The sequence below is a fragment of the Streptomyces sp. NPDC054786 genome (assembly GCF_053611685.1).
Genome location: NZ_JBSHAW010000036.1, coordinates 68,414 through 90,025, shown reverse-complemented (window position 1 = coordinate 90,025; position 21,612 = coordinate 68,414). Strand labels below are relative to the sequence as shown.

Sequence of the window (21,612 nt, the reverse complement as noted above, 5' to 3'; positions counted from 1 at the left end):
TGATCATGTCCGATTCACTGGCCGGCCGTATGGGGCCTTCCTCCGGTCCGCCCCCGTACGGCCGGCAGGGGGCTTCCGCCAACCTGGCCGACATCCTGGAACGCGTCCTCGACAAGGGCGTCGTGATCGCGGGCGACATCCAGATCAATCTGCTCGATATCGAGCTGCTGACCATCAAGCTGCGGCTGCTCGTCGCCTCTGTCGACAAGGCCAAGGAGATGGGCATCGACTGGTGGGAACACGACCCGTCGCTGTCGTCCCGCGCCCGCGCACCACAGCAGGTCCCCGCCGGGCACACACCGGCCGCCGGCCGGGACCCGCTGGCCGAGGAGAACCAGCAGCTGCGCGCCGAACTCGCCGAGCTTCGGGCGGCCGTCGGCTCCCCCCAGGGCTCCGCAGGACATCGGGCCGACCGCGAGGAGGAACAGTGAACCGCGCCACGCCAGAGGCCGAGGAGAGGAACGGGTCGCCGCTGGACCCCGTCCACCGGCCCACAGAACAGCAGGTTCCCGCCAGCGGTCCCGCGATCGCGTACGTCTACGCGCTCGGCCGCGCCGGCACCGCCCTCGAAACGGCAGCCTCGCGGCTCAGCGGACTGCGGGACGGCCCACTGCGGACGGTCACCGCCGGCCGCCTGAGCGCGCTCGTCTCCTCCGTCCCGGCCGACGCCTTCAGCGAGGAGGGGATGAAGGCGCAACTGGAGAACCTGACGGAGCTGGAGGAGATTGCGCGGACGCACCATGCGGTCGTCGAGGCCGCCGCTGCCGGCACGACGGTGCTGCCCATGCGGCTGGCCACGGTGTATCTGGACGACGCCCGGGTGCGGTCGATGCTGGACGAGCGCTGCGCCGAGTTCGAGGAGTTGCTCTCCCTGCTCGAAGGCCATGCCGAAGTGGGGGTGAAGGTGTACGCGGACGCGCGCGCGGCGGCCGGGCCTCCCCCGCCCGAGAGCCCGGACCCCGCCACCTCACCGGTCAGCCCCGGCCGGGCCTACTTGCAGCAGCGCCGCGCCCAACGGCGTACGCATCATGAGGCCTACCGCGCGGCAGGAGCCGTCGCCGACGAGGTGCGGGGCCGGGCGGCCGCTCTGGCACGGGACCGGGTCGTGCACCGCCCGCAGCAGGGAGAACTGGCCTCCGGCACGGGCGAGAACATCGCCAACGAGGCCTATCTGGTCCCCACGGAACGCATCCGGGAATTCCACCGGGCGGTGTCGGCGCTGGCCGAGGACGTTCCCGGCGTACGTGTCGAGATCACCGGCCCGTGGGCGCCGTACTCCTTCGCCACGCCGCCCCCCGTGGAAAGCAGGAGTGCGTGAGCGGTGGTGAGGTCCGTCGGGCCGCGTGCGCGGACGCCTCGTACCCTACGGATCTCTCCGAGGAGGACTCTCTCGCCGGGCGGCAGATAGCGCTGATCGATCTCTTGGACCGGCTGCTGAACGGCGGCGCGGTCCTCACCGGAGACGTGGTGCTGTCCATTGCCGATGTGGACCTGGTCCATATCAATCTGCGTGCGGTGATTCGCTCGATCACGCCCGACAGCCCGGCGCCGTGGTGAAATCCCTTGTACGGACGCCGAAACACCGCCCCTGTTACGTCATTTCCGGTCCCGTTCCTTACCCGAGGAGATGTTCCGCATGACCGAGGGATACGCCGTGGTGGCTGAAGAAGCCGATCCGGGCGCCCCCGCGAACCCCGCCTTCTCAGAGGTGGCGCAGGCGGCGGCCCGCGCATTCGACCTGGTGCCGACCGGGACCGACGGATGCCGCCGGGGGCAGGACAGCGCAATTGCCCAACGGCTGAAAACCGACCCGGAGACGGTCGAACGCGATCTCATCAAATTGGTGCTGACGATCGTGGAGCTCCTGCGACAGCTCATGGAGCGCACCGCATTGCACCGCGTCGACCAGGGCGACCTGAGCGAGGAGCAGGAGGAGCGCGTCGGAATGACGCTCATGATTCTGCAGGACCGGATGGCGGAACTCTGTGACCGATACGGGCTCACCATGGCCGACCTGAATCTCGACCTCGGGCCCCTGGGTTCCCTGCTGCCGCCGAACGACGCCGGCTGAGCGGCTCCGGCCACGGTCACGTCTCACGCCCATGTTTCAGCGCCGGTTGAGCGGCAACACGGCATAACAGAGCCGCAGAGCGCACCAGGTTTTCTGTCGCTCCCCCCCCCCCGCGGCAATCCGTAGCGCGCGAGCCCAGGCCGCTGTGGAAAGCCGGTCACCGCCCGGACCGCCACCGAGAATCAATTGCGCACAAGCATCAATTGCGCAGTCCACGCCCGGCCGGAGCCGGGCGGGTCGGGGTCGTGGGTCCCGCATTCGTCATCAGTGCCATGGTTTCTTCCATGCGCGCTCTCCCGTCCTACCGATACGGAGGTGCAGCGATATGGTTCCGCTGCTTCTGGTTCTGCTTCTCGCGTTGCTTCTCTTCGGCGCCGGATTCGCGCTGAAGGCACTGTGGATCGTCGCGGTGGTCGTGCTGGCGTTCTGGCTGCTCGGCTTCCTGATGCGGTCGGCCGGCGCCGGCGGCCGGCGCGGCCGCTGGTACCGCTGGTAGATCCGCGTCCGATCAACCGATGTCCCCGGCGGGCCGATCCCCTTCGGCCCGCCGGGGAGCCGTATTTCCTGACAACGGCCATTGCAACTGATGGCCCGTCACCTTACCCTTCCGGCACACCCCCACCGCACCGGGGCGCTCGTACGGTTTCACCCCTACGATCCGTGCGCGGTGCAGCGGGGCCGGCGCGCCGCGTGCCGGAAGGACAGCCATGTCCGACGACAGCGCTCGAAGAACATCCTTCACCCGTCGCACGCTGCTGACCGGGGCCGCTGCCGCGGGACTCGCCGCGGCAGCCGGACTGCAACCCGCTCATCGCATCTCCGCGGGCAGCGCGGCGGCCACCCTCACCCCTCCGCCCGGCTTTCCCGCGGGCATCCCGCTGGCCCAACAGGCCTTCCGCAACTGGTCGTTGGAGATCATCGTCGAGGGCGTCTGGACGGCCTCGGCCCGTACCCCCGACGATGTGGTCACCCTCGCCAACTGGGCTCATGAGCACGGCTACCGGCTACGGGCCCGGGGCAAGGGCCACACCTGGTCGCCGCTGGTGGTACCCGCCGGGGCCGACACCAACCGTACGGTCATCGTGGACACCACCTCCCACCTCACCGCGGTCAGCGTGCGCGGCGGCGGCCCGGGAAGTGTCACGGCGCAGACGGGCGCGACTCTCGACACCATCCTCGCCCGCCTGGAGGAGGCGGGGCTCGGCCTCGCCACCACCACCGCGCCCGGCGACCTCACCCTCGGCGGGGTGCTCGCCATCGGCGGCCACGGCACGGGTCTGCCCACCGCCACCGAACGCCCGCCCGCGGGCTCCGGCTTCGGCACCCTCAGTTCCCTGGTCACCTCCCTCACCGCCGTGGTGTGGAGCGCGGCCGAGGGCCGCTATGTGCTCAAGACCTTCACCCGCTCCGACCCGGACATCCGCGCGTTCCTCGTCCATCTGGGTCGCGCGTTCCTCACCGAGGTGACGATGACCGCGGCGGCCAACACCCGGCTGCGCTGCCAGAATTGGTTCGATGTGAACGTGGGCACCGTCTTCGGTCCGCCCGGCACGGCCGGCCGCACGATCAGCTCCTACCTGGACCGCACCGGACGCATCGAAGCGATCTGGTTCCCGTTCACCGATGTGCCCTGGCTGAAGGTGTGGAGCCTGGCGCCGGCCAAGCCGCTGCTCAGCAAGCAGATCGACGTCCCGTACGCCTACAGCTTCGCCAACCGTGTCACCGAGGAGATGTCGGGGCTGCTGGGGGAGATCGCCTCGGGCGGGGGCGACAAGACGCCCGCCTTCACCAAGCTCGCCATGTCCATCGTCGGATCCGGGCTGATCGTGACCGGCACCTGGGACGTCTGGGGCTGGTCGAAGAACAGCCTGCTGTACGTCGAACCGACGACGCTGCGGATCGTCGAAGCGGGGTGGGCGGTACTGACCTCCCGGGCGAATGTGCAGCGGGTGGTGGGGGACTTCTACGCCCGCTACCAGAGCGTGCTGACGGCGCATCAGAGCCGGGGCTCCTATCCGGTCAACGGCCCGATAGAGCTGCGTATCACCGGGACGGACCCCCTGGACGGTCCCCTGCTGTCCCCGGCGCGGGCCCGTGCCGACCATCCCGAGTGGGACACCGTGGTGTGGCTCGACTTCGCCACCTATCCCGGTACGCCCGGCGCGGGGCCCTTCTTCCGCGAGCTGGAACAGTGGATCTGGCAGACCTACACCGGTTCGTATGCGTCCGTACGTCCCGAGTGGTCCAAGGGCTGGGCCTATACGGACGGCGGGCCGTGGACGGACCCCGCCGCCGTGGGCGGCACCGTCCCGGCCGCGTTCGAGGACTGGCGCACGGCCCGGGACACCCTGAACTCCTACGATCCGGCACGGGTGTTCTCCAACACCTTCCTCGACACTCTGCTGCCCTGAGAGACGCCGGGTCCCCCGGGCGCGCCGCGTGTGCGGCCGCCCGGCTCCCCGGCGGTCGTGGCCGTACGGCCGTGGACGGCCGGCGGAGCCGCGGCCACCCCTATGCGGGACGAAGAGTGAGGGTGCCCTCCGGGGCGGAGGTGACGCAGGGGCGGAAGCCTGAACTGATCCGGTCCAGGACCGTACGCAACCACCGGGTGTCCGGCTGCGAGGCGTGCCGCAGCCGCATGCGCCGGGCCTGCAGCGGGGTGATCCGCACCTCGTGGAGTCCGCCGCTGTCCGGGTCCAGTGAGACCAGGCAGAGCAGCCGCAGGTCGTCCCGGTACCGCTCGTAGCCGGTGATGCCCTCGTAGTCATCGATGAAATCGCCGCACCCGTGGATCACGAGCTTTCCCCGGTACGCCTCCAGGGCGCGGGGGTGGTGCGAGGAGTGCCCGTGGACGACATCCACGCCGCCGTCGAGAAGCGCGTGCGCGAAGGCGGCCTCGTCACGGGATACGTGGTAGCCCCAGTTGGCACCCCAGTGGACGGAGACCAGCGCGATATCGCCCCGCCGCTTCAGCCGGCGTACCCGGTCGGCGAGCACGGTCGCGGCGGCGGACGAGGGCCTGGCCACGAAGCCGACCCCGGCGCGGTCGCGGGTCGCGGCCCATGAGCGGGGGATGCCGCTGGACGGCATCCCGATGGAGAAGACGAGGATCCGGCGGCCACCGTCGAGGGGGACGGTCGCCGGCCGGCCCGCCGCGTCGGCGTCCGCGCCCGCCCCTGCCGTCCGCAGCCCGGCCCCCGCCAGAGAGTCGAGGGTGTCGGTCAGTCCTTGGCGGCCGAAGTCCAGGACGTGATTGTTGGCCAGTACGCACACGTCGGGGCGGGCGGCGGTCAGGCACGGAAGGTTCGCCGGGTGCATCCGGTAGTGGATCTCCTTGCCGCGTGCGAATCCGGCGCTCCCCGTGATGCTGGTCTCCAGATTGAGCACCCGGGCGGCGGGGGCGGCCTCATCGAGCACCGGCAGGGCATCCCCCCAGGGCCAGGAGTAGTCGACCGGAGCGGGAATGGGGCCGTTCGCCGCCTCCGCCAGCTCGACATAGGCGCGGGCGTCCCGGACGTAGCCCTCCCGCAGCGCCGGGTCCCCGGGGTGCGGAAGGATCTGGTCGACGCCACGGCCGAGCATGACATCGCCGCAGAGGAACAGTGTGAGCAAGTCACCGCCCATCCCTCCAGGTTAGGGCCAGTCGGCGGAGGTTTCCCGTCGCGTCGGCCCGCGCTCCGCTCCGTCATGGACCCGAGCCGGGCGAAGCTCCGTTCCTCACGGCCGGCGAGCTGCTCTCCGCGCCTGTGAGCTGCGCTGATACGTGACCGTGCGGAGAGGCGGAGAGGGGGCGGGGTGCCGTACGGGTGGGGCGCTCAGCAGGCGTCACAGGGCGGCATCGATCCGGTCTGCCGGCCGTGCGCCACGGTGGAGCCGGCCACCGCGACCGGGAGTGCCGTGCCGCGGCCGGCGGGCGGGGCCGTGGGGCGGGAGCCTGCGGCCAGGATGCTGACGGTGTTGGCCGCCACGATGACCGTGATGGCCAGCCAGTCGATCGCTTGCAGGGTCTGGTCCAGGACGACGAGGCCGACCAGTGCCGCGAGGACCGGGTTGACGCTCATGAAGATCCCGAAGAAGCGGGCGGGGACCCGGCGCAGAGCGAGCAGGTCGGCGAGGAACGGGACGGCCGAGGAGAGGATTCCGGCGGCCGCCGCATACCCCACGGCGCTCACGGTCGGCGGGTGGTGGGCGAGCACGGTGATCCCGACGGGTATGTACAGCACGGCGGAGACACCGGCAGCCGCGGCCGAGCCCTCGGTGCCCGGCAGACGGACGCCGACGAGGCGGTTGAGCACGATGTAGGACGCCCAGCACACGGCAGCGAGCAGGCCCAGCGCGATGCCCGTGTAGTCGGTGCTCGGCTGCGGCCGGGTCAGCAGGACGACCGCCGCCCCGGCGACCAGGGCGCACAGCAGATCCGCCAGGCGGCGGGAGGCGGCCAGGGCCACGGCCAGCGGCCCGAGGAACTCCAGGGTCACCGCCAGGCCCAGGCCGATGCGGTCGATCGCCGTGTAGAGGGACAGGTTCATCGTGGCGAACACCGCCGCCAGACACAGCACCGGCCACCACTGCCGCCAGGTGAAGGAGCGCAGCCGTGGCCGGCCCACCGCCAGCAGGACGAGCCCGGCCACCCACTGCCGGACGGCCACCACGCCCGCCGGGCCGATCACCGGAAACGCCAGTGCTCCGGTGGCGGCACCGGTCTGGTTGGAGAGGCCGCTGCCGAACATCATCGCGACCCCCGCAGCCCGGCCCGCGTGACGCGCCGCCGGTCCCCCACGTGCGGCCCCGGGGTGCGACCGGCCCTGAGTGCTCCTTCTCATGCACCGCAGCATCCGCCCGGAGACATCCATACGTAAAATGCATGCACGTACTCATCAATGCGCTGTGGTTATGGATCTGGACATGGAACTGCGGCATCTGCGCTGTCTGGTGGCGATCGTCGACGCCGGTGGCTTCACCGACGCCGCCATCGATCTCGGCATCTCCCAAGCGGCGGTGTCCCGCACCCTCAGTTCGCTCGAAGACGCCCTGGGGGTGCGGCTGTTGCACCGCACGAGCAGGAGCGTCATCCCCACCACCGCCGGTGTCCAGGTGCTGGCGCGTGCCCGGAAGGTGCTCGCCGAGGCCGACAACCTCATCCGCGAGGCCACCACCGGCCACACCCGGCTGCGCATCGGCCATGCATGGTCGGCCATGGGCCGGCACACCGCCGAGTACCAGCGCCGCTGGGCCGCCCGCTACCCGGACGTCGAACTGCATCTGGTCCGCACCAACTCCGCGACCGGCGGCCTGGCCGAGGGCCTGTGCGACCTCGCCGTGGTCCGCACCGCCTTCGATGACGCGCGCTTCGCCAGCGCCGTCGTCGGCCATGAGCGCCGTTACTGCGCCATGGCCGCCGACGACCCCTGGGCCAAACGCCGTTCCATCGCCCTGGCCGACATCCGCGAACGCACTCTCCTCATCGACCGGCGCACCGGCACCACCACCGCAGACCTGTGGCCCGAATCAGCCCGCCCCGTCGTCGAACACACCCAGGACATCGATGACTGGCTCACGCTGATCGCCACCGGCCGCAGCGTCGGCATCACGCCCGAGAGCACCGTCAACCAGTACCGGCGCGACGGGATCGTCTTCCGGCGACTGCGGGACGCCACACCCATAGCGGTCCATCTCATCTGGCGACGCCATGACCCGCATCCGGCGACCCACGCCGCCGTCGCGCTGCTGACCGACCTCTACCGGCAGCGGAAGTGAAGGGCTGCGCTCCGCCTCGATGCCGCGCCGCCCCGGCAACACCCAGGCGCTGAGCATCCGGCGCCTCCTCCCGCTCCGCCTCACCCACACCAGACAGGTACGCCATGACGGAACCCACCGCCGCGCTGCAGGAACAGGTCGCGTCCCTCGGGCCGTTCTTCGCCTTCGAGATGCATGCCGCGGGGTCGGAACTCCCCTCTCCCTGGCGGACGTTGAACGAGGTGTCAGGGGCGGAGAGCGGCGTCCTGCGGGAGCGTGTCACCGCGGTGCGTGCCGCCCTTGCCGCCGGCAGCGGCAGACCGGCCGAGGCCGTGGAGCTGCGTGTGGCCGCGTCGGTGGCGCACCTGGGGCTGGTGGCGCGGGTCATCTCGCCGATGCTCGGCCTGGCCGCTCTGCACGGCCTGCCGTCGCGGCCGCCCACCCTGGACGATCTGGGATGGCACTCCGGCCTCGGCGGCGCGTTCCCCCTGTCGCTGCCGCGAGAGACGGTGGCCGCAGCCGCCATGAGCAGCACCGGCTCCGGTGCCGGTGCCGTAGGGGACATGCTGGACGGCCCGATCAGCGATCTGGTGGACGCCGTCGCGGCCTACTCGGTGTCCCGGCGCATTCTGTGGGGCAATGTGGCATCGGCCGTGAACGGCGCGGCCGCGGGCATCGTGTCCGCTGCACCGGCCCTGGCGCGCCCCGCACGCACAGCGGCCCTGCTGTTCCTTCGCCGGCCACAGCTCCGGGACGCCCACACCCTGGACGTCCGCAACGGGCGCTTCCGGCGCCGGAGTTGCTGTTTGATCTACCGCGCCGCTCCGGACGCCGCGGGAGCCACCTGCGGCGATTGTGTCCTGGTCCGGCCGCGGCCATGACCGTCGGGCAGGCCCGGCGTGCTGTTCGGATCGTCATGCGAACCCGCTGCAGATGAGGGCTGCGGGTAGCGGTCCCGACGCCAGTATTCCTGGATCATGTGGCGGCTGGAGGGCGTGCGGAGGCACGAACGAGATCCGTGTGCCTCGTTCCCGGGTTTGTGCCTCCTGACTGCGAGGACGCCCCCTTTCACGCTGTACCGACGTGCTCTCCGGTCTGTTTGGCTTGTCGCTGCGCACGGCCACTTTGTTCACACCGGCCGTTTTACTCACTTCTGTTCACGTCCCGGGAGGGAATGTGTCCGTACCGGACAATGTCACCGGTTCCGCTACCGAAGAGCCCGCTCTCGAACCACCCGCAGACAGTGCGCTCACCAGCCTCAGCACACAAGCCGCGCGCCAACTGGCGACCACCACCAAGTCCGAGCCCCAGATGCAGGCCATCACCTCGCGATGGCTGCTGAAAATGCTGCCGTGGGTGGACGTCAAGGGCGGCACCTACCGGGTCAACCGGCGTCTGCAACTCCGTGTCGGCCGGGGCCGTGTCCAGTTCGAGCAGAACGGCGCGGACGACATCAAGGTGATCCCCCAGACGCTCACCGAGCTGCCCGTCCTGCGCGGTTACGACGATATCGAGGTCCTCCGTGAGATCGCCGGCCGCTTCCGCGTCCGGGAGATCCGGGCCGGTCAGGTCCTCTTCGAGGCAGGGCAGCCCGCCACCGAGGCGTACCTCGTGGTCCACGGCCGGTTCGCCCGCTACACGGTCGGCAAGTACGGCGAGGAGGAGGTCATCGGCGTCGTCACGGACGGCGACCAGATGGGGGACGAGGCGATCGGCCGGCCCGACCCGCTGTGGCTGAGCTCGGTCCGGGCCGAAACGGCGGGCGTGCTGATGGTGCTGCCCTGGGACGTGATCCAGGAGTTCACCGACCGGGCGCCGTCCCTGGCCGCACACCTGGCGGCGTACGCGGAGCGGCAGCAGCGGCCCATGAACCGCAGGGGAGAGGCTGAGGTGCCGGTACAGGCGGGGCACGTGGGCGAGCCGGCACTCTCCGGCGGCTTCGTCGACTACGACCTCGCCCCGCGCGAGTACGAACTCTCCCTGACCCAGACCGTGCTCCGGGTACACAGCCGGGTCGCCGATCTCTACAACGAGCCCATGGACCAGACGCAGCAGCAACTCCGGCTGACCGTCGAGGAGATCCGCGAGCGCCAGGAGTGGGAGCTGGTCAACAACCGGGAATTCGGCCTGCTGCACAACGCCGACTACGGCCAGCGCATCAGTACTTACACCGGCCCGCCCACCCCCGACGACATGGACGAGCTGTTGTCCATGCGCCGCAAGACACGGCTGTTCCTGGCCCACCCGAAGGCGATTGCCGCCTTCTTCCGCCAGTGCAACAAACGCGGTCTGGTACCGGGCACGGCGAACGTCGACGGGCACGAGGTCCCCGCCTGGCGCGGCGTCCCGATTTTCCCCTGCGGCAAGATCCCGGTCAGCGACGCGCACACCAGCAGCATCATCGCGCTGCGTACCGGCGAGGCGGACCAGGGAGTCGTCGGCCTGTACCCGACCGGCATCCCCGAGGAGTTCCAGCCCGGCCTGAACGTCCGCTTCATGGGCGTCGACCAGGCCGCCATCATCAAATACCTCGTCACCGCCTATTACTCGCTGGCCATCCTCGTGCCCGACGCAGCCGGAGTCCTGGAGAACGTCCAGATCGGCCGGAACGCCGACTGACCAGGTGGAGTACGCACCCATGAGCACGTCCCCCAACACCGCCGCCGGGTTTTCGTTGCCCGGCCCGCCGAGCCTCGCCCCTCCACCCCGACACGGCACAGCCGTCCCCGGGCTGAAGTACCGGCCCGCCGCCCCCGCCGACCCGGAAAAGGCCAAGGAGATCGACCGCAGGCTGGAGGCCTGGGCCCGCCGGCTGGATCTCTTCCCCGCGCAGTGGACCGGCGACTTCGCGCAGTTCCAGGTCGGCCGGGCCGTCGTCCTGCAGCACCCCGGTGCGGCCGACCTCGAACGCCTCACCGCCGCGGGCGAGTTGCTGCTGGCCGAGAACATCGTCGACAGCTGCTACTGCGAGGAGGACGAGGGCCGCGGCGCCGCGCGGCGCGGCCTCGGCGGCCGGCTGATCATCGCCCAATCGGCCCTCGACCCGTTCCACGGCACCGCCGAACTGGAGGAGGAGTGGCGCCACGGCGTGCAGGCCGACGGCCCCCTGCGCTCGTACCACTGGGCCCTGAAGGACTACGCGGCCCTCGCCACCCCCAGCCAGACCGACCGGTTCGTCCATGACATCGCCCGGCTGCACCTCGGCTACCTCGCCGAGGCCTCCTGGGCGGAGACGCGGCACGTACCGCATGTCTGGGAGTACCTGGTGATGCGGCAGTTCAACAACTTCCGCCCCTGCCTGTCCATCATCGACGCCGTGGACGGCTACGAACTGCCCGAAGCGCTGTACGCCCGCCCCGAGGTCCAGCGGGTCACGGCCCTGGCCTGCAACGCCACGACCATCGTCAACGACCTGTACTCCTTCACCAAGGAGCTGGCGAGTGACCCGACCCACCTGAACCTGCCGCAAGTGGTGGCGGCCAACGACAAACGCGGTCTGAAGGCCGCCTACCTGAAGAGCGTCGAGATCCACAACCAGGTCATGGAGGCGTTCGAGACGGAGTCAGCCCCGCTGTCCGCCCTCTCGCCCCTCCTCGAAAAGTACCTCCGGGGCCTGGCCGACTGGGTCTCCGGCAACCACGAGTGGCACGCCACCAACACCGAGCGCTACCAGCTGCCCAACTACTGGTAGTCCGATCCCGCGCACCATCGCAAGGAGTCACCGTTGACCATCGCTCACGCCGACACCGCCCGCACACCGGTGCCGACCCAGTCCACGTACCAGTCCCGCGTCGCGGACTACTGGAACGCCGAGGAAAATCCGGTCAACCTCGAACTCGGTAAGATCGACGACCTCTACCACCACCACTACGGCATCGGGGACGCCGAATGGTCGGTGCTGGACGAGCAGGACCCCGACCGGCGCCGCGAACGGGTCACCGGCGAACTGCACCGGCTGGAACACGCGCAGGCCGAACTCCTCGCCTCCCACCTCGGCGGCCTCTCCCCCACCGACCGCGTCTTCGACGCCGGGTGTGGACGCGGCGGCGGCAGCGTGGTCGCGCACCTGCGCCATGGCTGTCACACCGACGGGGCCACGATCTCCGCCAAGCAGGCCGACTTCGCCAACGAGCAGGCCCGCAAACGCGGCATCGACGACAAGGTGCGGTACCACCACCGCAACATGCTCGACACCGGCTTCACCCCCGGCGCGTACGCGGCGTCCTGGAACAACGAGTCGACCATGTACGTCGAACTGGACCTGCTGTTCGCGGAGCACGCACGGCTGCTGCGGCGCGGTGGACGTTATGTCACGATCACCGGCTGCTACAACGACGCCTACGGGCGAGCCTCCCGCGAGGTGTCCCTCATCAACGCCCACTACATCTGTGACATCCATCCCCGCTCGGCGTACTTCAGCGCCATGGCCCGCAACAGGCTCGTCCCCGTGCACGTCCAGGATCTGACGGAGGCCGCGCTGCCGTACTGGGAACTGCGCCGGCAGGCCGATCACCTGGTGACGGGCATCGAGGAGACCTTCCTGAACGCATACCGCAACGGCAGCTTCCAGTACCTGCTGATCGCCGCCGACCGCGTGTGAGTTCCGGGGCCGCGCCGCGCGCCGGCACCGGAGATCCGGCAGCCATCCACAGCTGGGCCGCGCGCTGATCCGGAAGAAGCGCCGTAGTGTCCTGAGTCAGAGGTTCTCCGTCAGATCGTCAGTCGTCGGTGACTCTGACTCGGGCCACTGGCCCCGGCTACCTCATCCGACCGTCTTGAAGCTCATGGAGGGTCGAGAGGCAGCCCCGGGGTGACGGGTGCGGCGGTGCCCGCTCAGCCGACGTGGACGCGGGGGCGGCGGTCGCGGTCGGGTTCGGCCTCGCGCAGGACCTCACGGGTGACGGGGGCGACTTCGCCCTGGCCGAAGAGGAAGAAGCGGAGGAACTGGGCGAAGGGGTTGCCCTCGGTCCACTCGAAGTAGATGTGCGGCCGCGCTCCGGTGGCGTCCCGTACGTGCAGCAGCAGCGCGGCCAGCGCGTTGGAGATGGTGGAGCTGTCCATGACGAGCACCCGGAAGCGGCCGTGCAACGCCTCTCCGCGTACCCGCAGTTCGCTCTCGAATTCGGACGGGTCGCTGACGGTGACCTCGACGAAGATGAAGTCTTCGTCGACCGGGAGATCGTTGTCGGTGCGGATCTGCTGGAGCTTGTCGCGGTACTCGGACAGATCGCGCTGGTCGGGCTCGTTGGCGATGAAGCGGATCTTGCGGTGGGCGGCGTCGCGGATGAACCGCTCGGCCGTCTTGTCGAGCACGACGCTGGTCACGCGCAGCTCGAAGGCACGGGCGAGGCGGGAGAGAAACGACAGCAGAATGATGCCGGCGATGAAGCAGGCACCGATCTTCACCCCGTCGGGGCGCTCGATGACGTTCGCCACCGTGGTGTAGAGGAACACCACGGCGATCACGGCGAAGCCGATCGTCCAGCCGTGCTCGCGGGCGCGCCGGGCGGTGATGGTCACCGCGATGGCGGCGGAGCTGATCAGGACCAGGACACCGGTGGCGTAGGCGCCGCCCTGGGCGTCCACATCGGCGTTGAAGAGCCAGGTCACGAGGAAGGCGACCAGGGTGAAGACCAGCACCATCGGGCGGACCGCCCGCGCCCAGTGGGGCGCCATCCCGTAGCGCGGCAGGTACTGGGGCATGAGATTGAGCAGGCCGGCCATGGCCGAGGCGCCGGCGAACCAGAGGATGGCGATGGTGGAGACGTCGTAGACCGTGCCGAAGGCGGAGCCCAGGTACTCGTGGGCCAGATAGGCCAGGGCGCGCCCGTTGGCCGGCCCGCCGGGCTGGAACGCCTGCGCGGGGATGAGCAGAGTAGTGATGAAGCTGGTGATGATGAGGAAGACGCTCATGATCACGGCGGCGGTGGTGAGCAGCTTCTTCGCACCCCGGATCCGCCCCGTGGGGCGCTCCTCGGTGTCGTCGGGGTCGCCCTCGATATGGGGCATGACGGCCACCCCGGTCTCGAACCCGGACAGGCCCAGCGCGAGCTTCGGGAAGACCAGCAGGGCCACGCCGACCATCGCCAGGACGCTGCCGTGCTCGGTGGTCAGCGCATGGGACCAGTCGGTGATGACATGCGCCGCGCCGGCCAGATGCCACAGTCCGGCCACGACCACGACCACGTTGAGTCCCAGGTAGAGGCCCACCAGGACGATCGCCACCCCGATCGCCTCCAGGAAGCCCTTGAGGAACACCGCGCCGAGCAGCGCGACCAGGATCAGCGTGATGACCAGTTGGCTGTCGTGCAGGGCGCTGGTGAGGTGCGGGTTCTCCACCAGGTGGGTGGCGGCGTCGGCTGCCGACAGGGTGATCGTGATGAGGAAGTCGGTGGCGGCGAACCCCAGCAGGGTCAGCACGAACAGCTTGCCCTGCCAGAAGGACAGCAGCCGCTCCAGCATGGCGATCGAGCCCTGGCCGTGCGGGCTCTCCCTGGCCACCCGCCGGTAGACCGGCAGCGCGCCGGCCAGCGTCACCAGGACGAGGACGACGGTGGCGATCGGCGACAGCACGCCCGCGGCCAGCGCGGCGATGCCCGGCTGATAGCCGAGCGTCGAGAAGTAGTCCACTCCCGTCAGGCACATCACCCGCCACCACCGCTGTCCGCGGTGGGCCTCGGGCGCGGCGTGCGGCCCCGGGTGGTGCTTGGCCATGTCGGCCAGGCCCTCCAGCATCCATGCGCGCAAGCGATGCCGTGCTGCGGCCCCGGGAGGAGAACCGGCGGAGGCGGCCATCGTGTGCTCCTGTCGTACCGCGAAAGCGTCCGGCCATCGACGAGACGGCCACGTCAGCGTACGTAGTGCGGACGGTGTCGCCGTGGTGCTCGGCGGTGTGGCGCGTCGTGTCCCCGGAGTCCATGGCGGTGGCCGGGCGGTCAGGCGGGGAGCCCGGACCCCTGGTGGGCCGGTTTTCCGGTGAGGTGCTGCACATACTCGTGCTCCAGACGGAATCCCGCGGTCCAGGCGAGGAGCCGGCTGGGGCGGTTGTCGCGGGAGCAGGTCCAGCTCGGGGTGTGGCCGCGGGTGGCGATGTCCTGGCACAGGGCGGTCACACAGGCCAGGGCCAGGCGCTGACGACGGTGTTCGGGGACGGTGAAACAGGCGAGGTCCTCGTAGCGGGTGCCGTGGAAGTACGTACAGGCAACGGCGAGGACGTCCTCCTTGCGGAAGGCCGCCCAGCCGAGCCCGGAGGCGGCGAGACCGGCCGGGCCGCCCCAGCTGGCGTGGACCCACGCCGTGTCCGGGGTCAGGGCGGCCAGCGCCGGAGCGTCCTCGGGGGCCAGCCGGCGCACGGTCACGCCGTCCGGGGTACGCGGTACCGGTACGGGCACCTGGTGCAGATACAGCATCCGCTCCCACGGCACGACCAGATCGAAGGCGCTGCCCAGAGCCGGCAGGAAGCGGGCAGGGGCCTGCACATAGTGCGCGCCGAAGACGGCGAGGGCATCCCGGGCCAGGGCCTCCGGGTCGCCGCGGAGCAGGACATGGTCCGCGCAGGCCACGGCCAGGGCGCGGGGAGCGGCGGCCCGGTCGGTCCACCAGCGGCCGGTTCCGGAGGCCAGGACATGTTCGGGAAGCGCTGCCGCCCCCGGAGATCCCGCGGTGAACCAGCGGGTGAGCGGGGGGAGTTGGTCCGGGGCGAGCTCGATCACAGGGTTCCTCGGGTGGTCGCGGCCTGCGCCGGTGCGGCCGGACGGGGCCGGTGGCCGGTGCCGACGGCGATACCGGCCACCAGGACCCTAGGGGAGAAAAGGGGTAAGTCGGTCGCGACCCCCTCCCAGGAAGGGGAACGGGTACGCCGAACGGCCCCGTCAGGGCCCGGGGGTGCACGGCTGCGATGCAAGGACGGAGCGTTCAGCGGGTCGCCGGGCGGATCCGCTCGGTGACCCTTCCGGCTCTGGCCTGGACTCCGTGGAGTGGTGTGCCAGAGTGGAAGTGGACGGGCGCCGCGGTCGGTGCGTGCGAGAGAGGGCGGCCTGTCATGTCCCTACAACCGGATCGCCTCGGCGCGGTCACCACTCATTCCAGATCCCCGTCCCGGCGGACCGGGGAGTATGAGGACCTGTTCGATCAGGCTCCGGTGATCTTTGTTGCGCTGAGCGGTCCGTCCCACCTGCTGGAGGCGGCGAATCCGGCGTTCTTCGAGGCGTTCGGAGGCGACCGTACGCATACCGGCGTGCCGATCGGCGAGCTGATTCCGGAGCTGGTGCCGCAGGGCGTCCTCGACCGGCTCGACGCGGTGTACCGCACCGGCACCGCGTTCCGTGCGCGCGGCGCACGGCTGGTGCTCGGTGCACCGGGGGCGGAGCGGGAGGGGTTCTTCGACTTCACCTACGAGCCCCGCCGGGACGCGATGGGCGAGGTTGACGGGGTGGCCGTGATCGCGGTGGAGACCACCGTGTACCACCACGCCCAGCTCCTCGCGGCCGAACAGCGCATCCTGCTGGAGCAGATCGCGCGCGACGCCCCGCTGGACGACATCCTGACCGGCATGGCCCGGGCGATCGAGGAGTTGTCGCCGGAATTGATCGTCTCGGTGCTGCTGGCCGATCCGGACGGCCGGCATCTGCGGCACGGCACCGGTCCTGGCCTGCCCGACTTCTACAACGAGGCGATCGACGGGATCGCCATCGGTCCCGACGTGGGCTCGTGCGGTACGGCCGCGTATCTGCGCGTGCCGGTGATCGTCACCGATATCGCCACCGATCACCGGTGGGAGGGTTACCAGGAGCTGGCGGCGCGGGCCGGGGTCGCGGCGTGCTGGTCCACCCCGATCCTGGGGGCGGACAACCGGCTGCTCGGCACCTTTGCGATGTACCACCGGGCCCCCAAGGTTCCCGAGGAGAAGGACGTGGCCCTCAGCGCCGCGTTCGCCCGTATCGCCGCGCTGGCCATCGAGCGCCACCAGGCCATGGAGGCGTCCCGCGCCGCCCAGGAGCGGGAGAAGGAGGCCCGGGAGGACCTGGCCTTCGTGCTGGAGGCCAGCACGGCCATCACCCGCGAGCCGCACTACTTCGACTGTCTGCAGCGCTTGGCCCGGCTGACCGTACCGACCCTGGCGCCGCTGTGCAGCGTCCATGTGCTGGAGGACGGCCGGACCCGGCGGATCGCCGTGGCTGCCGCCACCCCGGCCGAGGAGGACCTCCTCGCCTCCCCCGTACTCCGCGACCAGGCTGACAGGGCGGTGGCCCGGGTCCTGGCCTCCGGCACCACCGAGACGGACCACACCGGCGCCTCGCCCGCCGCCGACCGCCGCGTGCTGCCCGGCGTCACCGGATATGTCTGCGTCCCGCTGGCCACCCTCGGCCGCACCTTCGGCGTACTGACCCTCCTGGCCACCGACCGGCCCCTGGACGGCCACGCCATCGCGCTTGCCGAGGAGCTGGCCCGCCGGGCCGCTTCCAGTGCCGACAACGCCCATCAGTTCAGCGACCGCGTCCAGCTGGCCCGCGATCTGCAGGCCGGGCTGCTGCCTCCGGAGCTGCCCAGGATTCCCGGCGCCGATCTGGCGGCGTCCTACCACCCCGCCGGGGAAGGGCTGGAGGTCGGCGGCGACTTCTATGACGTCTTCCCGCTCCCCGACGACCGCTGGGCGTTCATGATCGGCGATGTCTGCGGGCGCGGCGCACTGGCCGCCACCACCACCGGCATGGTCCGCCACACCGCACGCGCCGCCGCGCGTCTGCTGCACGACCCGGCGGCCGTGGTGGCCGCCATCAACGACGCACTGACCGGGAGCGCGCTCCACGAGGACTACTTCGTCTCGCTCGTCTACGGCGAGCTGCGGCACACCCCGTCCCACCTCGCACTGGAGCTGATCCGGGCCGGCCATGTGCCGCCGCTCGTGCGCCGCTCCGACGGCACGGTCGAACAACTCGTCCATCCGGGCCTGCTCCTGGGGATCGACCCGGAGTTCGACGGCACCGCTTGCCGGCGCGATCTCTTCCCGGGGGACAGCCTGGTGCTGGTCACCGACGGCATCACCGAGGCCCGCTCCGCCACCGGCGAGTTCTTCGACGAACAGCGTCTGGCCGACGCCCTCCTCCCGGCCACGTCCTCCGGCGCGGCCGGCCTCATCGGGGCCGTCCATGCCGCCGTGACCGCCTTCGCGGGTCGCTCCACCCCCGATGACCAGGCCACTCTGGTGCTCACCGCCACCTGACACCCGGCCCGGCGCCGACCGGTGGGCGCGGAATCGGGATCGGGCGCGCACACCCTGGCCGAAGACGACGGCCGCTCCCCCTCTGCCCTTCGCCGGGCAACGTGCCTATTTTGGCTCCATGGACCCCGTGCCGTGTGCCACCCCCGACGACCCCAACCCGCTGCGCCGGCTCTCCCTCGACGATCTGCGGCGGCGTACGAGCATGAAGTGGCGCACCTACCCTGACGATGTGCTGCCGTTGTGGGTGGCGGAGATGGATGTGCCGCTCCCGGCCCCGGTCGTGGCGGCGATCACGGATGCGGTCGCGCTCGGCGACACCGGCTACCCGGCGGGAACGGCGTACGCGCGGGCGCTGGCCGACTTCGCGCGGGCGCGATGGAACTGGGACGGGCTCGCCGTGGAGCGCACGGCGATCGTGCCCGATGTGATGCTGGGCATCGTCGAGGTCCTCAAGCTGCTCACCGGCCCGGGAGACCCGGTGGTCGTCAACTGCCCTGTCTACCCGCCGTTCTACCAGTTCGTGACGCATATGGGCCGGCGTGTGGTGGAAGCGCCGCTGGGTGCGGATCTGCGGATCGATTTCGCCTCGCTGGAGGGGGCGTTCCGGCGCGCCGTCGCGGACGGCGGCCGGGCCGCGTACCTGCTGTGCAGCCCGCACAACCCCACCGGTACCGTGCACGGCGCCGGTGAACTGTCCGCCGTCGCGGCGCTGGCGGACCGATATGGCGTACGGGTCGTCGCCGACGAGATCCACGCGCCCGTGGTGGCCCTGGACGCCGGATTCGTGCCCTACCTGAGCGTGCCCGGGGCGGAGGACGGGCTGTCTTTGATGTCGGCGTCCAAGGCGTGGAACCTGGCCGGTCTCAAGGCCGCGCTCGCCCTCGCCGGACCCGCCGCGGCCGACGATCTGGCCCGCATCCCGGAAGAGGTCAGCCACGGCCCCAGCCACGTCGGCATCATCGCCCACACCGCCGCCCTGCGGGACGGCGGCGACTGGCTCGACGCGGTGCGCGGCGGCCTCGACGACAACCGCCGGCTGCTCGCCCGCCTGCTGGCCGAGCGGCTCCCCCAGGTCCGCTACCACCCCGCCGCCGGGACCTACCTCGCCTGGCTCGACTGCCGCCCGCTCGGCCTCGGTGACGACCCCGCCGCGGTCTTTCTCGGACGCGGCAGGGTCGCTCTCAGCCCCGGAGCCGACTTCGGCACCGGCGGCGCCGGTCACGTCCGGCTCAACCTGGCGACCTCACCCGAGCTGCTCACCGAGGCCGTACGGCGGATGGCCGTCGCGCTGAGCTGACCAGGGACCGGGCGGCGCTCCGCACACCCCCTGACCGTACGGAATTCGGACGCCCGGCCCGTGCGGCGGCCCGCCCGCCACCGGCCGTTCCCCGCACCCCACTTGGGGACCGTTTTGGACTGTGGGGAGTTTCTCCATACGATCCGGCGATGATCACAAGAAAACGGCTGGCGGCCGGGGTGTGCGGCCTCCTGGCCGCGATGACCGTCGCGCTTGCCCCCACACCTGCCTCCGCCGGTGAACCGGACGCAAAGTCTTCTCCCAAGGTCGAGTTGACGCTCGATGTCAGCGGCTCGATGCGGGCGCGTGACATCGACGGGCAGAGCCGGATGGCCGCGGCGAAGCAGGCGTTCAACGAGGTGCTGGACGCCGTGCCGGACGAGGTCCAGCTCGGCATACGTACCCTCGGCGCCAACTACCGCGGCGAGGACCGGAAAGTCGGCTGCAAGGACACCCGGCAGCTCTACCCGGTCGGACCGTTGAACCGGACCGAGGCGAAGACCGCGGTGGCCACGCTCAACCCCACCGGCTGGACGCCCATCGGACCGGCACTGCTGGGCGCGGCCGACGACCTCAAGGGCGGTGACGCGTCGCGCCGGATCGTCCTCATCACGGACGGCGAGGACACCTGTGCCCCGCTCGACCCCTGCCAGGTGGCGCGTGACATCGCCGCCAAGGGCATCCATCTCACCGTCGACACACTCGGGCTGCTGCCGGACGCCAAGACCCGCAACCAGCTGAGCTGTATCGCCGAGGCGACCGGCGGGACCTACACCTCGGTGCAGCACACAAAGGAACTCCGCGACCGCGTACACCAGTTGGTGGACCGCGCCGCCCATCCGGTGGTCACTCCGGTGGCAACCGAGGGGGCACAGCAGTGCACCGGCGCCCCGAAGCTCAAGGCCGGTCTCTACAGCGACCGCGAGAAGTTCGCCGAGCACCGCTGGTACCAGGTGGAGGTCCGGCCCGGCCAGGAACTGCGCGCCTCGGTGAGCATCGCCGCCGACCGCGCGGTCAACAACGACTACGGGGTCCTGCTGCGGGCCTCGACCGTGCACGGCCGGGAGATCGTCCGCGGCGCGGAGGCCGGCGACGGCCGTACGGATGTGATCTCCTCCGGGCTGCGCTACCCGAAGGCCGAGCCCGCCTCCTCGGACGACGGCGAACCCGCGGCGGAGACCGTCTGTCTGCAGGTCAGCAACTCCTTCTCGGCACCGGCCTCGGTCAAGACCGCCCCGGGCCTGCCCGTCGAGCTGACCGTCGACCTGGTGGACGGGCCCGGTGACGCCTCCGACGCGGCCTTCTTCGGCCTCGGACGCGGCTGGTGGCTGCTGGGCTCGCTGGCTCTCACCGGGCTGGTCGTCGGCCTCGTGTGGGGCTGGATCTCCCGTTGGCGCGTGACCGTCCGGAGGACCAACTGATGCGCACCCTTCGCACCCTGATGACCGCTGTGCTGACCGGCGCCGCCCTCTTCGGCACGGCGGCAACGGCCGTCGCCGACAGTCCGTCCCCCAGCCCGAGCACCGGCACGGACGCGGAGGCTGCCGCCCCGACCGAGGCCGGTACCTCCTTCCGTACGGCAACCGCCATCAAGCCGGACCAGCGGGCCACGGCCGATGCCTCCACCGGCGACTACCTCTACTGGGTACTGCCCGTGGACGCGGGCCGGCGCGCCACCGTCAAGGCCAAGGTGACCCTCCCGCGGAGCGCCCGGCACGGCACGGCCACCTGGCAGCTCGATGTCTATGACGGACTGCGCCGCCGTCAGGCCTGCACGTACGGTGCCCGGACCAGGACGGGGGCTCAGGACGCGGGATCGGTCGAGCTGTCCTGCACGCTGCGCACGGTCCGGGCCTGGGCGGAACCGTGGGCGAACGATCCCCTGCCGGGCAGCTACTACGTACGCCTGACGGTCGTCGACCTGCCCAAGGACGACCTCGGTCTGCCGGTGCACGCCGAGGTCGACGCGGCCACGGCCGACATGGGCGGCGCCCACGCCGTGGACGGCACGCTCGCCGCACCCCTGGTGCCCGGCGCCTCCACCGCCACACCGCAGGCCGAGGAGAGCACCGCACCCGACAAGTCCGCGGCCCTGGGCGAGCCGGACGGCGGCTGGTCCTCCGGCGGATGGTCCGACCGCTGGATCTGGACCGCGGCGGGCGGACTGCTCGCGGCCCTGGCCGGCATCGCCGGCTACCGGTTCACCAGCGGCCCCAACCGCCCGTCACGGGTGCCACCGAGCGCCTGACCGGCCGGGGGCGGCCACGGCACGGACCGTGGCCGCCC

19 protein-coding genes are annotated in these 21,612 nt (G+C 71.0%); 15 read left to right on the top strand and 4 right to left on the bottom strand.

Annotation, left to right across the window (positions count from 1 at the left end):
- The first annotated feature begins 5 nt into the window (after positions 1 to 5).
- From ACWGI6_RS27830 to ACWGI6_RS27805, 6 genes are all read left to right on the top strand, one after another.
- On the top strand, positions 6 to 431 hold the full coding sequence (locus ACWGI6_RS27830; protein ID WP_453270057.1) for a gas vesicle protein: 426 nt from the start codon (positions 6 to 8) through the stop codon (positions 429 to 431).
- On the top strand, positions 428 to 1,318 hold the full coding sequence (locus ACWGI6_RS27825; protein WP_453270056.1) for a GvpL/GvpF family gas vesicle protein: 891 nt from the start codon (positions 428 to 430) through the stop codon (positions 1,316 to 1,318). Before ACWGI6_RS27830 ends, ACWGI6_RS27825 begins: the two co-directional genes overlap by 4 nt.
- Positions 1,315 to 1,557, top strand: coding sequence for a gas vesicle protein (locus ACWGI6_RS27820; RefSeq protein ID WP_453270055.1), 243 nt, complete (start codon positions 1,315 to 1,317; stop codon positions 1,555 to 1,557). The genes ACWGI6_RS27825 and ACWGI6_RS27820 overlap by 4 nt, the downstream gene beginning before the upstream one ends.
- Before the next feature lie 79 nt (positions 1,558 to 1,636).
- Positions 1,637 to 2,071, top strand: coding sequence for a gas vesicle protein K (locus ACWGI6_RS27815; protein WP_453270054.1), 435 nt, complete (start codon positions 1,637 to 1,639; stop codon positions 2,069 to 2,071).
- Positions 2,072 to 2,396: 325 nt separating this feature from the next.
- On the top strand, positions 2,397 to 2,567 hold the full coding sequence (locus ACWGI6_RS27810; protein WP_086717956.1) for a hydrophobic protein: 171 nt from the start codon (positions 2,397 to 2,399) through the stop codon (positions 2,565 to 2,567).
- Positions 2,568 to 2,778: 211 nt separating this feature from the next.
- A complete protein-coding gene (locus ACWGI6_RS27805) occupies positions 2,779 to 4,482 on the top strand; it encodes a cholesterol oxidase substrate-binding domain-containing protein (RefSeq protein WP_453270053.1) in 1,704 nt (567 codons plus the stop codon).
- A 100-nt stretch (positions 4,483 to 4,582) separates the two neighbouring features.
- Here ACWGI6_RS27805 and ACWGI6_RS27800 read toward each other — a convergent pair whose 3' ends face one another.
- On the bottom strand, positions 4,583 to 5,695 hold the full coding sequence (locus tag ACWGI6_RS27800; protein WP_453270052.1) for a CapA family protein: 1,113 nt from the start codon (positions 5,693 to 5,695) through the stop codon (positions 4,583 to 4,585).
- Positions 5,696 to 5,886: 191 nt separating this feature from the next.
- On the bottom strand, positions 5,887 to 6,906 hold the full coding sequence (locus ACWGI6_RS27795) for an EamA family transporter (protein ID WP_453270069.1): 1,020 nt from the start codon (positions 6,904 to 6,906) through the stop codon (positions 5,887 to 5,889).
- Positions 6,907 to 6,970: 64 nt separating this feature from the next.
- Between ACWGI6_RS27795 and ACWGI6_RS27790 the strand changes: the two genes are divergently transcribed.
- The 5 genes from ACWGI6_RS27790 (at position 6,971) to ACWGI6_RS27770 (ending at position 12,407) form a co-directional block, all read left to right on the top strand.
- Positions 6,971 to 7,828 carry a LysR family transcriptional regulator gene (locus tag ACWGI6_RS27790; protein ID WP_453270068.1) on the top strand — a complete coding sequence of 286 codons (858 nt, stop codon included), beginning with the start codon at positions 6,971 to 6,973 and terminating at the stop codon, positions 7,826 to 7,828.
- Positions 7,829 to 7,932: 104 nt separating this feature from the next.
- Complete coding sequence (locus ACWGI6_RS27785) at positions 7,933 to 8,688, top strand: (2Fe-2S)-binding protein (protein WP_453270051.1); 756 nt, start codon at positions 7,933 to 7,935, stop codon at positions 8,686 to 8,688.
- Positions 8,689 to 8,983: 295 nt separating this feature from the next.
- On the top strand, positions 8,984 to 10,426 hold the full coding sequence (locus ACWGI6_RS27780; protein ID WP_393904460.1) for a family 2B encapsulin nanocompartment shell protein: 1,443 nt from the start codon (positions 8,984 to 8,986) through the stop codon (positions 10,424 to 10,426).
- 19 nt (positions 10,427 to 10,445) lie between these two features.
- Complete coding sequence (locus ACWGI6_RS27775; RefSeq protein ID WP_453270050.1) at positions 10,446 to 11,498, top strand: family 2 encapsulin nanocompartment cargo protein terpene cyclase; 1,053 nt, start codon at positions 10,446 to 10,448, stop codon at positions 11,496 to 11,498.
- Positions 11,499 to 11,531: 33 nt separating this feature from the next.
- On the top strand, positions 11,532 to 12,407 hold the full coding sequence (locus tag ACWGI6_RS27770; protein WP_453270049.1) for a geranyl diphosphate 2-C-methyltransferase: 876 nt from the start codon (positions 11,532 to 11,534) through the stop codon (positions 12,405 to 12,407).
- A 233-nt stretch (positions 12,408 to 12,640) separates the two neighbouring features.
- Here ACWGI6_RS27770 and ACWGI6_RS27765 read toward each other — a convergent pair whose 3' ends face one another.
- A complete protein-coding gene (locus tag ACWGI6_RS27765) occupies positions 12,641 to 14,602 on the bottom strand; it encodes an amino acid transporter (RefSeq protein WP_453270048.1) in 1,962 nt (653 codons plus the stop codon).
- Positions 14,603 to 14,742: 140 nt separating this feature from the next.
- Positions 14,743 to 15,519, bottom strand: a complete 777-nt coding sequence (locus ACWGI6_RS27760; protein ID WP_453270047.1) for a GNAT family N-acetyltransferase — start codon at positions 15,517 to 15,519, stop codon at positions 14,743 to 14,745.
- 329 nt (positions 15,520 to 15,848) lie between these two features.
- Here ACWGI6_RS27760 and ACWGI6_RS27755 point away from each other — a divergent pair, with 329 nt between their 5' ends.
- From ACWGI6_RS27755 to ACWGI6_RS27740, 4 genes are all read left to right on the top strand, one after another.
- Entirely contained in the window at positions 15,849 to 18,029 is a 2,181-nt protein-coding gene (locus tag ACWGI6_RS27755) for a SpoIIE family protein phosphatase (RefSeq protein ID WP_453270046.1), read from the top strand.
- Positions 18,030 to 18,147: 118 nt separating this feature from the next.
- On the top strand, positions 18,148 to 19,326 hold the full coding sequence (locus tag ACWGI6_RS27750; protein ID WP_453270045.1) for a MalY/PatB family protein: 1,179 nt from the start codon (positions 18,148 to 18,150) through the stop codon (positions 19,324 to 19,326).
- 149 nt (positions 19,327 to 19,475) lie between these two features.
- Positions 19,476 to 20,747: a VWA domain-containing protein gene (locus tag ACWGI6_RS27745; protein ID WP_453270044.1), complete on the top strand. Its 1,272-nt coding sequence runs from the start codon at positions 19,476 to 19,478 to the stop codon at positions 20,745 to 20,747.
- Positions 20,747 to 21,574 carry a hypothetical protein gene (locus tag ACWGI6_RS27740; protein WP_453270043.1) on the top strand — a complete coding sequence of 276 codons (828 nt, stop codon included), beginning with the start codon at positions 20,747 to 20,749 and terminating at the stop codon, positions 21,572 to 21,574. The genes ACWGI6_RS27745 and ACWGI6_RS27740 overlap by 1 nt, the downstream gene beginning before the upstream one ends.
- The last annotated feature ends 38 nt before the right edge of the window (positions 21,575 to 21,612 follow it).

Excerpts from the sequence above, each read along its gene's own strand:
- ACWGI6_RS27750 (WP_453270045.1), top strand. The coding sequence starts at position 18,148 with ATGGACCCCGTGCCGTGTGCCACCCCCGACGACCCCAACCCGCTGCGC.
- ACWGI6_RS27785 (WP_453270051.1), top strand. The coding sequence starts at position 7,933 with ATGACGGAACCCACCGCCGCGCTGCAGGAACAGGTCGCGTCCCTCGGG.
- ACWGI6_RS27745 (WP_453270044.1), top strand. The coding sequence starts at position 19,476 with ATGATCACAAGAAAACGGCTGGCGGCCGGGGTGTGCGGCCTCCTGGCC.
- ACWGI6_RS27755 (WP_453270046.1), top strand. The coding sequence starts at position 15,849 with ATGTCCCTACAACCGGATCGCCTCGGCGCGGTCACCACTCATTCCAGA.
- ACWGI6_RS27830 (WP_453270057.1), top strand. The coding sequence starts at position 6 with ATGTCCGATTCACTGGCCGGCCGTATGGGGCCTTCCTCCGGTCCGCCC.
- ACWGI6_RS27740 (WP_453270043.1), top strand. The coding sequence starts at position 20,747 with ATGCGCACCCTTCGCACCCTGATGACCGCTGTGCTGACCGGCGCCGCC.
- ACWGI6_RS27810 (WP_086717956.1), top strand. The coding sequence starts at position 2,397 with ATGGTTCCGCTGCTTCTGGTTCTGCTTCTCGCGTTGCTTCTCTTCGGC.
- ACWGI6_RS27775 (WP_453270050.1), top strand. The coding sequence starts at position 10,446 with ATGAGCACGTCCCCCAACACCGCCGCCGGGTTTTCGTTGCCCGGCCCG.
- ACWGI6_RS27765 (WP_453270048.1), bottom strand. The coding sequence starts at position 14,602 with ATGGCCGCCTCCGCCGGTTCTCCTCCCGGGGCCGCAGCACGGCATCGC.
- ACWGI6_RS27815 (WP_453270054.1), top strand. The coding sequence starts at position 1,637 with ATGACCGAGGGATACGCCGTGGTGGCTGAAGAAGCCGATCCGGGCGCC.
- ACWGI6_RS27795 (WP_453270069.1), bottom strand. The coding sequence starts at position 6,906 with ATGCTGCGGTGCATGAGAAGGAGCACTCAGGGCCGGTCGCACCCCGGG.
- ACWGI6_RS27800 (WP_453270052.1), bottom strand. The coding sequence starts at position 5,695 with ATGGGCGGTGACTTGCTCACACTGTTCCTCTGCGGCGATGTCATGCTC.
- ACWGI6_RS27805 (WP_453270053.1), top strand. The coding sequence starts at position 2,779 with ATGTCCGACGACAGCGCTCGAAGAACATCCTTCACCCGTCGCACGCTG.